Origin of the sequence: Fodinicola feengrottensis (assembly GCF_039530045.1) — a bacterium.
Taxonomy (GTDB): Bacteria; Actinomycetota; Actinomycetes; order Mycobacteriales; family HKI-0501; genus Fodinicola; species Fodinicola feengrottensis.
Window position 1 is genome coordinate 605,302 of the sequence record NZ_BAAANY010000020.1, and the last position, 13,221, is coordinate 618,522.

General features: G+C 65.1%; 12 protein-coding genes. 1 reads left to right on the top strand and 11 read right to left on the bottom strand.

The annotated features are described in order from the left end of the window. Window positions 1-76: 76 nt before the first annotated feature. From ABD301_RS26945 to pstC, 5 genes are all read right to left on the bottom strand, one after another. Window positions 77-1,243, bottom strand: coding sequence for a substrate-binding domain-containing protein (locus ABD301_RS26945; RefSeq protein ID WP_344313219.1), 1,167 nt, complete (start codon window positions 1,241-1,243; stop codon window positions 77-79). Between the two features lie 145 nt (window positions 1,244-1,388). Next, window positions 1,389-2,888 carry a substrate-binding domain-containing protein gene (locus ABD301_RS26950; RefSeq protein WP_344313220.1) on the bottom strand — a complete coding sequence of 500 codons (1,500 nt, stop codon included), beginning with the start codon at window positions 2,886-2,888 and terminating at the stop codon, window positions 1,389-1,391. Beyond that, a complete protein-coding gene (locus ABD301_RS26955; RefSeq protein ID WP_344313221.1) occupies window positions 2,888-3,742 on the bottom strand; it encodes a phosphate ABC transporter ATP-binding protein in 855 nt (284 codons plus the stop codon). The genes ABD301_RS26950 and ABD301_RS26955 overlap by 1 nt, the downstream gene beginning before the upstream one ends. 15 nt (window positions 3,743-3,757) lie before the next feature. Continuing rightward, window positions 3,758-4,855: a phosphate ABC transporter permease PstA gene (gene pstA, locus ABD301_RS26960; protein WP_344313222.1), complete on the bottom strand. Its 1,098-nt coding sequence runs from the start codon at window positions 4,853-4,855 to the stop codon at window positions 3,758-3,760. 15 nt (window positions 4,856-4,870) lie between these two features. Next, the gene (pstC, locus tag ABD301_RS26965) at window positions 4,871-5,815 is read right to left on the bottom strand and encodes a phosphate ABC transporter permease subunit PstC (protein WP_344313223.1); all 945 of its coding nucleotides are present in this window, start codon (window positions 5,813-5,815) and stop codon (window positions 4,871-4,873) included. A gap of 318 nt (window positions 5,816-6,133) precedes the next feature. Here pstC and ABD301_RS26970 point away from each other — a divergent pair, with 318 nt between their 5' ends. Next, complete coding sequence (locus ABD301_RS26970) at window positions 6,134-7,087, top strand: sortase (protein ID WP_344313224.1); 954 nt, start codon at window positions 6,134-6,136, stop codon at window positions 7,085-7,087. A 127-nt stretch (window positions 7,088-7,214) separates the two neighbouring features. On the opposite strand, the gene ABD301_RS26975 is transcribed toward ABD301_RS26970, so the two are convergent. From ABD301_RS26975 to ABD301_RS27000, 6 genes are all read right to left on the bottom strand, one after another. Further along, complete coding sequence (locus ABD301_RS26975; RefSeq protein WP_344313225.1) at window positions 7,215-7,937, bottom strand: hypothetical protein; 723 nt, start codon at window positions 7,935-7,937, stop codon at window positions 7,215-7,217. Between the two features lie 730 nt (window positions 7,938-8,667). Further along, complete coding sequence (locus ABD301_RS26980) at window positions 8,668-9,018, bottom strand: cupin domain-containing protein (protein WP_344313227.1); 351 nt, start codon at window positions 9,016-9,018, stop codon at window positions 8,668-8,670. Next, entirely contained in the window at window positions 9,015-10,109 is a 1,095-nt protein-coding gene (locus ABD301_RS26985) for a Gfo/Idh/MocA family protein (RefSeq protein ID WP_344313228.1), read from the bottom strand. The genes ABD301_RS26980 and ABD301_RS26985 overlap by 4 nt, the downstream gene beginning before the upstream one ends. A 163-nt stretch (window positions 10,110-10,272) precedes the next feature. Next, window positions 10,273-11,397, bottom strand: coding sequence for a Gfo/Idh/MocA family protein (locus ABD301_RS26990; RefSeq protein ID WP_344313229.1), 1,125 nt, complete (start codon window positions 11,395-11,397; stop codon window positions 10,273-10,275). Window positions 11,398-11,474: 77 nt separating this feature from the next. Next, window positions 11,475-12,299 (bottom strand): LLM class flavin-dependent oxidoreductase, encoded by an 825-nt coding sequence (locus tag ABD301_RS26995; protein ID WP_163569332.1) that lies wholly within the window; start codon window positions 12,297-12,299, stop codon window positions 11,475-11,477. 86 nt (window positions 12,300-12,385) lie between these two features. Then, on the bottom strand, window positions 12,386-13,150 hold the full coding sequence (locus tag ABD301_RS27000) for a class I SAM-dependent methyltransferase (RefSeq protein ID WP_344313230.1): 765 nt from the start codon (window positions 13,148-13,150) through the stop codon (window positions 12,386-12,388). Between the last annotated feature and the right edge of the window lie 71 nt (window positions 13,151-13,221).

Here is a 13,221-nt window from a genome sequence, read left to right on the forward strand (position 1 = left end):
ACTCCCTTTTCCCTTCGTTGGCACAGACAAATGGTGATGTGCCGGAGCCGCCCTCGGCTCCGGCACACCGGCGGCACTAGGAGACGACGGTCTCCACGCAGAAGGTGCCATCCTCCTGCTGGTCCAGCGGCACAAAGCCGAGATCGGTGATCACCGATGACACGTCGCCGTTGCACAGCGGGCTGACGCCGGTCTGGTTGAGTCCAACCACCCGCTGGGCGGCGGTGAAGTTGGCACCCAGCCGGTTGTCGGTCACAAAGAACAGGCCACGCGAGCCAACGAACGAGCCGTCCTTGACCGCGCTGGCATTGATGGTGGCGGTGGCCCCGTCACCAGTGGCCGGGGCGACACCGGCAATGGTGCCGATCCAGTTGCCCGCGGTCTTGTCGACAGCGTGGAATTCGCCAACGTTCTGGTAAACCCACTGACCGGCCGAATACGCCATCAACGCGGTGCTCTGGTTGGCGGCTGCGACACCGGTCGCATCATTCTCCTGCAGGCTCTCGTCCAGCGGGCAGGTGGCCGAGTTCGGGGCGAAGGTGCCGCCCAGAATGGTGGCGATGAAGAACGACCGGGTGCCCGAACCTGCCTGCGGCAGGTACCGGTGGATCGTACCGGTCTTGCCACTGCCCGCAATGGCGCTCCAGTCGGTGACATTGCAGTTGTAAATGCTGCGGATCTGCGTCAACGTCAGGTTCAGCGGCGCGCTGCCGAAGGTCGCGAAGCTCACCGCGTCCAGCGCGAACTGGTCGTAAACCGCATTACCGGACGGGTCCGTACCCACCCGCGGGCCGCCGGAGGAGCGGGCCACGTCGATGCAGCTGGTGGTGCCCGCATTGCGGTTGTTGGCCGCAAAAAGCGCGTCGCGGCCGGCGCCGGAGCCGTCCGGCGGCGGGTTGGTGCTGTCGTACGTGATGGGCGTGGTGCAGGAGCCGTCGACCGGCACCGAGATGCTCTGGCCGGCATCGAGCCGAGCGACCACGTTCACCGCGGTGTCCTCGTGGCCGGGGTTGGCCACACCGTCGTTGTTCCAACCGCCGTAGACCGACGTGTTGTCGTTCTTGGTGAGGCCGTTGACGTAGGCGTTGGTGAAGTCTTCGATCGTGTCCGATCCGACGAATGAAATCGTCTGGTGAACACCGTCCGACGGCGGTGCGGCAGCAGCAGCGGGAGCGCTGCTGAGCGCGAGGACCGCGGCGGCGGCGGTAGCGATGATTCCTGTTGCGAGGGCGTTTCTGCCCATCGTCAACCTCCGGGTAGATTCCGCTCGGCCCCGTGCCGGGCGGCTCACCTCTATTCACTCCTGCGGTTCGTAAACGTTGCAATGCAGGTAATAAAAATCCATGGCGGACCTTGGATGGATTTTTAGTGCCGGCAAGGAAACTCTCTCACCTCACACGGCTTTTGATCCGTTGCGCGAAAGCACCGACCAAGGGTGGAATTCCGACCAGCAGAATGAGAAGCAGGGCCGTGAGGCCACTGATACCAGCCGGACTGAGGCCGCCGTACGCGACTGGTTTGTCGTCCCGCCACCGTCCAGATCCACCACCGACCGCGTCGGCGCCCGCGCCGCTACTGCCAGCGCCTCCCGCCGAGGCGCTGGGATTCGCGCCCGGCGAAGCGGAGTTTGTTGGTGTTGCCGACGGGTTTTTCTTGCCCGCGGCGGGCGGCGGCGGACCGGTGGCACCGGCACCGAGACTCCCGCTGAACTGTGGATTCCGGCAGTTGCCTGCGTTCAATGTCCGACCCTTGGCTTTTGGGCTCATTCTGGTGATCGAGTTCTGAATTTCCTGCGACAGGTTGGGGGGCAGTGGCGAGTAGCCGATCTGGGCCATCTTGACCTGGCCGTCACAGGCGATGTAGTCGAGCCATTTCGCCATCTGCTGGGCGCGGGCATCGTCGTAATAGGGACTCTTGCAGGTGTTGCGGTCCGACGCCGGAGCGCAGGGCGTCATGATATAGCTGTACGCCGACACCGGATACGCTTGCGGAGCCGCGCTTTTGTATACATTTCGCAGGTCCTGGGTGAGATCCGGGCGCAGTTGCGCACTTTCCAGCGCCTTGGAGATGTTTGCCGCGTACGGCTGCACCCAGTTGCCCGACGCGTTCTGCACCCACGCGGACTGTGCGCCAAAAGCAATCGCATAGCCGAATTCGTCGTACCCGATCATGCCGGCGCCGTTGCTGCTCGCGATCGTCTGCGCGAGTTTGTCCGAACCCTCGATTCCGGTCCAGTTCGCGGGGTATGGCGTCGGGATCTGGATGATCCGGATCCCGTCCGGACTGACGATGTTCTGCTTCTGTTTGAATCGTGCGAAACGGGCTGGCGCGGTGTTTTGCACGAAGTCGTAGAACAAGCCGGTGGTGCCCGAGCGCTCCGACCGGATCACCACTTTGATCGCGTCCTCCTGGAATCGGATGCCACCGTTCTGCGAAGTGATGGCCGGATCGTTCCAGGAGGTGATCTCTCCGGTGAAAATCCCGGCGATCACGTCCCTGGTCAGCTTGAGCCCGGTGTACTGCCGGCCGGCGGTGTCGTGCAGGTTGTACATGAACGCGGTCGCGCCGGCCACGTCCGGGATGTACTGGTAGCTCTTGGAAGTGGTGGCACTGCCTTCGTTCACCGACGCGATTTCCGCCTCGGTGGCGGCAAAGTCGATGGTGCTGTCCAGGAAGAACTGCACGCCCGCCGGAGAGCCGTTGGTGTTGTACGAGAAGTTCAGCCCGGAACGCTTGGCGTCGCCGATCCACTGCTGGATCGCCAGCGCCGCGTACGTGGATCCGGCGCCGGTCATCAGGCCCGCGGCGTGTGCTGGTACGGCGCCGAGCCAGCCGACGGCCAGGACGAACGCGAGGATCGCGGCGGCGACACTGCGGAGTCTCGACATCAGCCGAACCGACCCGAGACATAGTCGAGCGTACGCGGATCGGCTGGGTCGCTGAACATTTTCTCCGTCTGGTCGGCCTCCACGATTCGGCCGGGCTCGTTCTCCCCCGCCAGGAAGAAAGCGCAGGAGTCCGAAACCCGATGTGCTTGCTGCATGTTGTGCGTGACGATCACGACTGTCACGTCCTTTTTGAGTTCGTGGATGGTTTCCTCGATCCGGTTCGTCGAGGTCGGATCCAGCGCCGAACACGGCTCGTCCATCAGCAGGACCTGTGGACGGATCGCCAGCGCCCTGGCGATGCAGAGTCTTTGTTGCTGGCCGCCGGAAAGCGCGCCGCCAAGGGTGCCGAGCCGGCCGCGTACCTCGTTCCACAGGCCGGCCCTGGTGAGGCTTTCTTCCAGCAGCGACGGCCGGTCGTTGCAGGTGATCCCGGCAAGTTTCAAGCCAGCCAGCACGTTGTCGCGGATGGTCATCGCCGGAAACGGGTTCGGGCGCTGGAAAACCATCCCGATCCGTACCCGCGCCTGCGCCGGCCGCACCTCGGCGCGGTAGATGTCCTGGTCATCCAGCAGCACCTCGCCGGCCAGCGCGGCCGACGGCACCAGCTCGTGCATCCTGTTCAGGATGCGCAGAAACGTGGATTTCCCGCAGCCGGACGGGCCGATCAGCGCGGTCACCTCGTTTGCCGGCATGTGCAGGCTCACCCGGTCCAGCACCTTGTGGTCGCCGAACCAGGCGCTGACCGCGCGGGCGGTCACCGCCGCCGCGCCGGCCGGCGCACCGCCGGTCAGCACGATCTGCCGGGGCGGCGGCGCGGGATCGGGGGCGGCTGGCAGCTCGGTGGTCGTACTCATCGTCGCGGAGTCCCTCTAGTTTCGGTGCCGTTTACGGGCAATGACTCGGGTGATCACGAACAACAACAGGACCAGCACCATCAGGACAAAGGCACCGGTGTACGCGCGGTCCTGCATCGCCTCGGACTGCAACCGGACCCGGCTGTAGACGAACAGCGGCAAACTGTCCTGTGGCCCGGAAAACGGGTTCGCGTTCAGCAGGTTCGTACCGAACGCGGTGAAAATGAGCGGCGCGGTTTCGCCGACGGTACGGGCGATGCCGAGCACCACCGAGGTGCCCAGTCCAGAACGCGCGGTCGGCAGTACGACCGACCAGATGGTACGCGCCTGCGAAGCACCGAGCGCGTACGACGCCTCCCGCAGTCCGTCCGGCACCAGGCGCAGGACAACCTCGACCGTACGGGTGATGGTGGGCAGCATGATGATCGACAGCGCCAGGCTGGCCATGAAGCCACTGAACGCGCCGTTGCCGGTGGTGGCCGAGATGGTCAGGATCAGCGCGGAAAAGATGAACAGACCCGCGACCTCGGACGGCAGCCCGGACATCGCGTCGACGAAGGTCCGTACGGACCGGCGCATCCGTGATCGGGTCTCGTTCAGGAAGAGCGCGCACAGAATGCCCAGCGGGACGCTGATCACCATCGCGATCCCGACTTCTTCCAGAGTGCCCACGATCGCGCCCAGGCCGCCGCCGACGGTCGCCGGATCGGTGGCTCGGATGCCGGCCTGGTCCTGCGTGAAGAACGTCCAGCGTAGGTTCGGCAGGCCTTGGATCGTCACGAAAACCAGCAGCCAGACCAGCGGAATCAGCATCATCACCGCGCCGCTGCAGATGATCACGCCGACCAACCGGTCACCGGCCACCACCTTGCCGAGGGTGTCCCGGCAAACGAAGTAGTAGATGGCAAGGAAAAGCAGGTAGCTGACGAGCAGAAAACCCAGCCAGCCCTCCATGCCGGTCAGCCGGTAGAAAAGCAGCCAGCCGGTCGCGAGGCCAGCGGCCGCACTGCCGGCCAGCACCCCGAGGTCGGCGACTCGCAGGCCGCGCAATGCTCGGCGCCGCTCGGCGACCGCCGGCTCGGTGGTTGTCTTTTCCAGCACAGAAGTGCTCACTCTTGTCGCCCCTGCTCAGGTTTCCACCCCGGCCCCGGACCGGGACCGGGAGACGATGACCGCGGCGACCGAGTTGGCGGCCAAGGTGAAGGCGAACAGCACCAGGCCGGCGTACAACAGCGCGGACAGCTCAAGCCCGCCGCCGCCGAACTGGTGCACGATGAATCCGGAGATCGTCGCGCCGCCGTTCTCCAGGATGTGCCACGAGGTTTTGATGGTCTGCCCGAGGATCAGCGTGACCGCCACGGTTTCGCCCAGCGCACGGCCAAAACCCAGCATGCACCCACCGATGACACCACCCTTGCCGAACGGCAGTACGACCGAGCGGACCATCCCCCACTGAGTGCTGCCCAGCGCGAACGCGGCTTCCTTCTCCGACTGCGGCGCCTGGCTGAACGCCTCCCTGGCCACCGAGGTGGTGATGGGCAGCACCATCAGGCTGACCACCACACCAGCGGTGAAATAGGAGCCCAGGAAGTTGTCGTTGGTGACCTTGAAAATCGGCAGCCAGCTGACATTCTCGCTGAGCCACTGTGACAGCGGCAGAATTTTCGGCTCCAGAAAGAGATAGCCCCAGAGTCCGTAAAGCAGGCTCGGGATGGCGGCCAGCAGGTCGACGAGCGACACCAGAGTGCCGCGCAGCCGGGCCGGCGCCCATTCGGAGATGAAGAGCGCGGTGGTGATGCTGACTGGAATCGCGAAGACCATCGCGATGAGCGCGACCGTGATGGTGCCCCAAAGGAGGCCAAGCACCCCAAAAACCGGTGGCTGCAGGTCCACTCGCCACTGATCGGTCAGGAAGAAGCCGATCCCCCGCTGCTGGATCGCCGGCCAGGCTCGGTAGCACAGGAAAATTCCGACCAGTGCCAGCAGGACCATCACCCAGACGCCCGCGACCCTCGCCGCAGTAAGGAAAACTCGGTCGGCCCCGGTGGGCCGGTCGCGCGGGACGAATCGCAACTCGGGCGCTTTGTCTGGTATCGTACTCGTACCGCTCGACGCCCGTTTTGCTGAATCGCCTGGCAATTGGTCGCTTTCCGGCATGAACGAGCCGTTCCTCCCGTGTGATCGGTCGAATTCCGACCGCGATGCATGCGAGGTAAATCGTCAGCGTCCAACACGGCTGAACAGTGATACGCGCGTTAACAGCAATGGCGGTTGTCATTAACACTCACTCGCGGCGAGTCGGCAAGGGTTGACCAAGCTGTTCGGGGAGAAGCAAAGTTACAGCGCAGAATGCCCCTCATCGAGTGCTCACAACAGATTGCCGGAGCGACAGTGGCGACCACGCACCTCCCGTCCTTATCGAGGCCAGTTCAGGACAGCACCCCCGCGGTCAAAGGCGAGCCACCGCTGCCACCGGCCCCGCCGCCCGTGCCCGCACCGGTCCGGCTCAGCCGCGCCCGGCTGGTGACAGCGGTCTGCGGTTGGGGCGTACTCATCATCGTGGGAATGCTGGTCGCCGCCGGACCCCTCGGCGCACTCTCGGAAAGCCGGGCACAGCACGGCTTGCTCGCGGACTTTCGCCAGCAGGTCACCAACAGCGCGGCCGCCGCCCAGTCGCCACTGGGTGCCATCGTGCCCACCAAACCCGCCGAGCCGGGAACAGCCGTTGCCCTGCTGCAAATTCCGCGGCTAGGGCTGCAGCGGGTTGTCGTCGAAGGCGCATCGCCGACCGACACCCAAAGCGGACCGGGCCACGTATCCGGAACCGCCGGGCCGGGACAACCGGGCAACAGCGCCATCGTCGGCCGAGCCGCCGGTTACGGCGCGGCCTTCGCGGATCTGGGAAAACTGCGCGCGGGCGACGACATTGTGGTGACCACAACACAAGGCCAGTCGGTTTACCGCGTCACCCGCCCGCCGGCGGTGAACAGCGGCGATGTTCTCGGCAAATCCGCCGACAACCGGTTGACGCTGATCAGCAGCGCGTCCTGGTGGCCGTGGTCCGCGGATCCGCTCGTCGTCACCGCAACAATGCGAGACCTGTCATTCTCCCCCACCCCACAGCAGGGCCGGTCCCTCGCGACGGACGGCCGGATGGGCGACCCCGGTGCGTACGGCTGGCTCGTCATCGACTTTGTTCTGCTGGTCGCCGCCGCGGCGATCGCGGTCTTTCTCTACCGCCGTTGGCTCCCCCGCGCCACCTACCTCCTCACGTGCCCTGTTCTGGTGGCGCTGATAGTGCTCTCCACAGACACATTCCTGCGTACGCTCCCGGCCTGGATCTGACCACCGACCCACCCGGGATGTCCGTCATTGCCCCTGAAAGCCGGATCAGCACCGGCCATGAGGCAAGGACGTCCTGCAGCATTTTCACCAGATAGTCAACGATGTCGGCGCGTGATGATGGCCGGCGTCAGCTCGGTTGGTCAGGTCGCCATGTTCGGAGACGGTTTTCCCGCAGTTCGGCGAACGCTCCGGTGACCGGATCGTGCGCGGTTGGTCGAAAGTCAGTGAGGTGGCTGATCCGTGCGCCTGTCTCTCGGTTCCAGATCTCCATTCCGGTCGAGGCCGCGACGTGGAGTTTTCCCCTGTAGGCCCACATGCGCCCGTTGGGACCTGCGAAGATCGCGATCCGTCGGCCGCTGGGGGCGTCGTAGATTTCGACTCCGTCGAGCATGGCTTCGTCGTCGTGACCGATCCGTTGGATCGCGATCGTCGTGTCATCGATCCAGGCGATCGGCTGGTCCCACGCGTACGACCGATAGCTGAGAGCCTCACCGTGCTCCGCCGCATACGTGTCGCCTCGCCGCCAACCCTCTACATCGATAACGGAAGGCGCGCCGACCGGCGACCAAATCCAACCGTCGTCCGCGAGCGAGCCCCCGGAAGGGTTGAGCAGCAGGCGGCCGTGAAAATAGTCCAGATAATGCTCGGGACGAGGGCATTCCCGCTGCCAGGCCGTGTCGCGGTTGCTCGACAGGTGCCCGCTCGCCATGTCGAACAGGTCGAGCCGATTCCAGTCTGTCGCCACGATGACCGCGTCATCGAGGAACGCGATCGGGAATGGGGTCGTCTTGCACTGATAGGGTCCGCGGTCCAAGGCAATGGTACGGCCAGTCGCGATGTCCAGAATCACGCCGTACTGTCCATAGTCCGTGACGATCGCAGCAAAACGACCGTCGGTCGACGTGTATAGCGCCGGCCCCCGCACACGGCCAGCCCACACGCTGGCTGGTTGCTCCGGGATTTCCGGTCGCCCCAGCCCCTTCCACTGGCCGTGTCAAACAGACCGTCCGCCGTCAGAACCAGCCAACCGCCAAGCATCGGCGCGAGGCATCGTTCGTTGACCGGTGTCATGCCACACGGCGTTTGAGTCCACGTTCCCGCGGCCGCCTCATCCCGATGTCGAATCTCGGCCTGGCCGCGCCACCCCAGGACCCCGTCCCAAGCATCAGCCTTGTGCGTACATCCCTCGCACGCATCCAGCAGAGCAGCGGCTTCACTTTCCGCGCACGCCTGGCAAACCAGATCGTAGGCAGCACCGAACCCGGTCAGCAGCCGATAGCAACCCGGCGGCTCATCGACAAGCAAATGACAGCACAAACGCGACTCACCACGAAGCGCGCCATGACCACAACCAAGGACATCCACCCACTCATTGTCGACCATCGGCACCGCCGACCGCCCCAAAACACCGCCTTGAACGCGGAATGTCCAGAGCATGGACGACAACGCCTCACGGTGGCCGGCCGCAGCCGCTCGTGACCGGCATCCCGGCCGCCGACGACAAAATCCTCCGGGTCACGCGTACGTCGAGGCCGACATTGGATCGGCGGGTCGTCCCCGCGGGGGCGTCGACTCCGCGTCTATTCGGGGACGACCTGGCGGTCGGCGGAGGAGAACGCGATCACGAAGACCGCCTCGTCGGCACCGATGTTGTGGGCATTGTGGATGGCGCCACTCGGGATGCTGATGGTGTCGCCGGCGGTCATCCGTACGCGGTCGTCGCCCACGCTGTGCTCGATCGTGCCATGGAGGACGTGCAGGACCTCGTCGCAGTTGGGGTGGAGGTGGCGCGGGTTCTGCTGGCCGGGCTGGATGTAGCAGCGGCCGACAGTCATCGTGGTGGAGTTGCCGAGCGGTCCGGACACCATCCAGACCAGCCGGCCCCAGTCATGTTCCTCGACGACGTTGTCCGGTACGAATGCAACGGTCACGGTGCCTCCAGCGGCAGGGTCACGTACGTCCCGGCGGGGACGCGTTGGTAGGCCTCGAACAGGCGCATGATCGCCAGCGAGTCGGCCAATGTGCCTTTGGCCGGCGGCCGGCCCGCCAGGACGGCGTCGCAGAAATGCTGGATCTCGCGGACGTATCCGAGGTAGAAGAGGTTCTTGTTGGCCAGCTGGCCAAGCGAGAACTCGGGCTCCCAACGCAGCGCGGCCGCGTCGTCGTCGACGAGAAAGCTGCCGGTCCGTCCGTACTCACCTGACCGACCTGGCCGGTAGTAGGTGAGCTTTACGCCGTTTTCCAGGACGGCATTCGCGCCGGAGCCCATCACCTCGACACGCTCCAGCGGGCTGGCCGGGCCGCCACCGGCCGCGAGGTGCAAGGTGCCGACGGCGCCGGAGGCGAACCGCAGGCTCGCGACCGTGCTGCCGGCGACCGGCTCCCATTCGAAGCCGAAGCGCTCGACCGGTCCCATCAGGTAATGCAGGATCGCGGCCGGATGGTAGAGGTGGTCGAGAAAACCGCGCATCGCGTTCAGGTCCGCCCGGCGCTCGGGCGCCGGCAGGTCCTGCGGATAGCGAACGCTGATCGACGCCGGCCGGCCGAACTCCTCAGCGTGGACGATCGCGTGCAGCTTCTCCATCGCTGGCGCGAAGATCTTCTTCAGCCCGGTCAGCACATATCGGCCGGTCCGTTCGCTCAACGCGGCCAGTTCCTCGACCTCGGCGGCCGAGGCGGCGGTCGGCTTCTCCATCCAGACGTGGACACCAGCGCGCAGGCAGTCCGCCGCGAGGTCGGTCGCCTGGACCCGGCCGTCCGGGTGGTACGCCGTGACGATAAAAGCGACCGCGGGCCGTTCACGCTCCAGCATCTCGCGGTGGTCGGTGTACGACCGCGGCGCGCCGAACATCCGCGCGTACGTCTGGGCCCGGTCGCCATCGATGTCACAGACCGCACGCAGGTCAACCGGCGCGTACGCAAGGCTCGGATAGACGTTCCGGTAGGCATGCCCACCCGCGCCGACGAACACGGCCGGCAGGCGCTCGGCGTACTCGAACTGGTACGTGACCCGGTCGCTCATTGGCCCTCCATCGCCCGCTCGTACGGTCTGACTCATCGTTTGCTTTCCGGATTCTCCGAAACATCCTTGCTGTTTTCAACGCTAGCGCCACTAAAGTACATCGAGTCCTGAGTTTCCTGGTAGGACCCTTCTTCTTTCCTCGCTCCCGGCTATGACGGCGCGCTCAGAAAACCGGGATGCTGACGGCTTCGCCTCCGCGTTGAGCTGACTGGTGTGCGCAGATACCTGGGGCCGTCCATCTCGCCGCGATGAGCGGGTCGACCGCCGGCGGCCGGCTTTCGATCACGCTGCTGAGAAATTCGTGGACCAGATGTGGGTGGGAGCCACCGTGATGCGCGTCCACCTCTATCGGTCCCCGCGGGCCGCGGAAGGTGGCCTGCCGGGTGAATCGTGCGATCTGCGCTGGCAGCAGGTCTGTGCGGTCAGGCAGTTCGAGTCTGGTCGGTCGTCCCGGCCGACCGCGGCCGCCCGCCGGAACGTTCAACATTTCGAACAACACCGGTTGCTCGCCAGCAAGCTGCTCGAACTCGAAACCGAGCCGCTGGCCGTACACGGCGAAGCTCTCCTGGTATTGCCGCGCTGTCTGGAAGAACGACATCGTCACCTCAGCGGCGAGATCGTCCTTGTCCAAACGGAAGATCGCTGTCTCCAGACCAAAGTTGTTGTCATAGTCCCTGATCAGTTCGGGCGGCAGCCGACCTGAACCGAAACAATGCACCTTCTGTGCGCGCGCGTCCGCCAGAGCGAGCAACGGCGACAGCGCGTGCGTCACGTAATGCATGGGCGGAAAGCCCCACCAATAGGTCGGAAAACCGATCAGATCCTGCAGGTGCGCGCCGCGCAGGAACGTGAGCGGGCCCAGTTCGCCAGAGTCACACAGCTGCTTGACGTAAAGGAACTCCCTGCCGTAGACGGAAGTCTCCATCATCATGTAGTTGGTGCCCGATGACTGCTGTGCGGCAAGGATCGCGTCGATGTCATTCAGGCTGGTCGCCATCGGTACGGCGCAGGCGCAGTGTCGGCCGGCTTCCAGGACGGCGAGCGCTCCGCGGGCATGGTCCGGTACGGGGGTGAGCAGGTGCACAGCGTCGTACGAGTCGTCGGCCAGTACCTCGTCCAAGCTCGCGAACGTGTCGTCCGCGCCGTAGGCGCGAGCGATCTCGGACAACCGCTGCGGGTCGCTGTCGCACACGCCAACCTTGCCGACCGCGGGATGCTCGCGATAGATCGGCAGAAACGACCGACCGAACCCGAGGCCGACCAACGCTACGTTCACTTTCGCTGCCATTGGTCCCTTTCCTAGCCCTTGGGCGTGATCGGGCCAGCCGTCCAAAAAACGCCGTCCCTTTCAGTCCGTACAACCCGCTATTTACCAGCGAGTCTCGCCACCAGAGGGGCGATTGCCTCCATACATGCCGCGGCGACAGTGATATAGGACGCGCCAAAGGCGTCCCTGCGCCGCTGAAGCTCGTCGGCCATGTCCTGGATCCCACCCCCGCGGAGCATCATGAGCGAGTCAGATTCCCGCATTGTCGCGGCGTCTACTCCAAAGAAGTTCTCGATCTCTGGGGGAATCTCTTCGCCTACGACGTTCACGCTCATCGCCAGCTCCAGGTCATCCGCCCGGCTGCCAGCTGCATCCCGTACTTCCCGGACCGCCGCGGCGGTGGCCTCGCGAGTGGTCAGGGGGCCACCGGCCAGCGCGACAATGTCCGCTTTCGTGCCGGCCAAACGACGCGCCTTCGGTCCGGCCGCGGCAACGAGGATCGGGGTGCGCCGCTGAGTGTCCAGACGTCGTAGGTGGTCGATCGTCTCCGAGATCTGCCTGAGTCGGTCGGAAGCCGATTCATATGGCAACCCCAACTCGGCGGCCGCCTCCTTCATCGCGGGCACGCCGGTTCCGATCCCGAACTCGAACCGACCATCGGTCATGACCGAAATGCTGTGCGCCTCCCACGCCGCGGCACGAGGCGTGCGCATCGGGGTCGCCATCACAAAAGTGCCCACCCTGAGTCTGGAGGTGACCGCCGCCGCGGTCGCCAGCGAAGCCGCCGGCACCGGCATCTGAAGGTTGTCCGGCGTCAACAGCGTGGAAAAGCCGAGCTCTTCAGTTCTCCTGGCGAGCCCACGCCATTGCTGCGAATTCCGCGGCACCGCCGCTACGCCGAACCGAAACGCCTTGTCGGCCACGACACTCATCCTTTCATTACCTGACAACGAATGTACTCATGCATTGACGGCGGGACCTGCGGCGTACCGCGGTTTGTCGGGGTTGGCTAGGTGAGTTGTGCGGTGATCTGCCAGATCGGCATCAGCACCCGGCCCTGCGAGTCGATGCCTTCGGGATCGTCATGGGCGGGCAGAATTCCGCTGACGAGCTCGGCTGGAACCTGCTCCCGCCACTGGTCGCGTGTCATATTGCTGGTGTAGCGGCGGCGTTGCATACGCTCGATGTGCCAGTCGTTGGCGAACGCGCGACGCAGACTCGCCTCGTCCAAGCTGCCTGGCATCGGGAAAGTGCCCGCCGTTTCTTCCGGGAAACACAGGACGTGTATCCGGGCGCCGGGCTCGCAGACGTTGCGGAGCGCGGCGAGGTAGGCGAGTCGTTGCTCGTCCGTCAGACAGTGCAACATGGCGCTGTCGATCACGGTACGGAATCCACCGGGGAGTCCGGTCAACGTCGTGGCGTCGGCGACGACGAAGGTGACGGCAATTCCCTCGGACGACGCCTTGGCGCGGTCCTGCTCAATGGCGGTGGCGGCCGCGTCGAACGCGGTGACCTGATGTCCCCTGCGGGCCAGATAAAGCGCGTTCTCCCCCAGACCGCAACCACATTCCAGGACCGGATCGGTGATCTCACCGGCCTCTTCCACCTCGACGATGAGTGGCTGTGGCCCATCGAGCTGCCAGGGAATCACATCGATCCGCGCACCACCGTCCCCGTACGCCAGGCCGCGTCCCTGATAGAGGTCATCGAAGACGGCCCCTGACAGCGTGGCGCTGGCCTTGCCGGAGCGCTGGTTGGCGTGTTCGTCGGTCATGAGAACACCCTCCTTGAATAGACGTGTGCGTTCACTATCGTCCAGATCTATCACAAGGGAACGTACGCGTC

Excerpts from the sequence above, each read along its gene's own strand:
- ABD301_RS27000 (WP_344313230.1), bottom strand. The coding sequence starts at position 13,150 with ATGACCGACGAACACGCCAACCAGCGCTCCGGCAAGGCCAGCGCCACG.
- ABD301_RS26955 (WP_344313221.1), bottom strand. The coding sequence starts at position 3,742 with ATGAGTACGACCACCGAGCTGCCAGCCGCCCCCGATCCCGCGCCGCCG.
- ABD301_RS26950 (WP_344313220.1), bottom strand. The coding sequence starts at position 2,888 with ATGTCGAGACTCCGCAGTGTCGCCGCCGCGATCCTCGCGTTCGTCCTG.
- ABD301_RS26990 (WP_344313229.1), bottom strand. The coding sequence starts at position 11,397 with ATGGCAGCGAAAGTGAACGTAGCGTTGGTCGGCCTCGGGTTCGGTCGG.
- ABD301_RS26985 (WP_344313228.1), bottom strand. The coding sequence starts at position 10,109 with ATGAGCGACCGGGTCACGTACCAGTTCGAGTACGCCGAGCGCCTGCCG.
- ABD301_RS26945 (WP_344313219.1), bottom strand. The coding sequence starts at position 1,243 with ATGGGCAGAAACGCCCTCGCAACAGGAATCATCGCTACCGCCGCCGCC.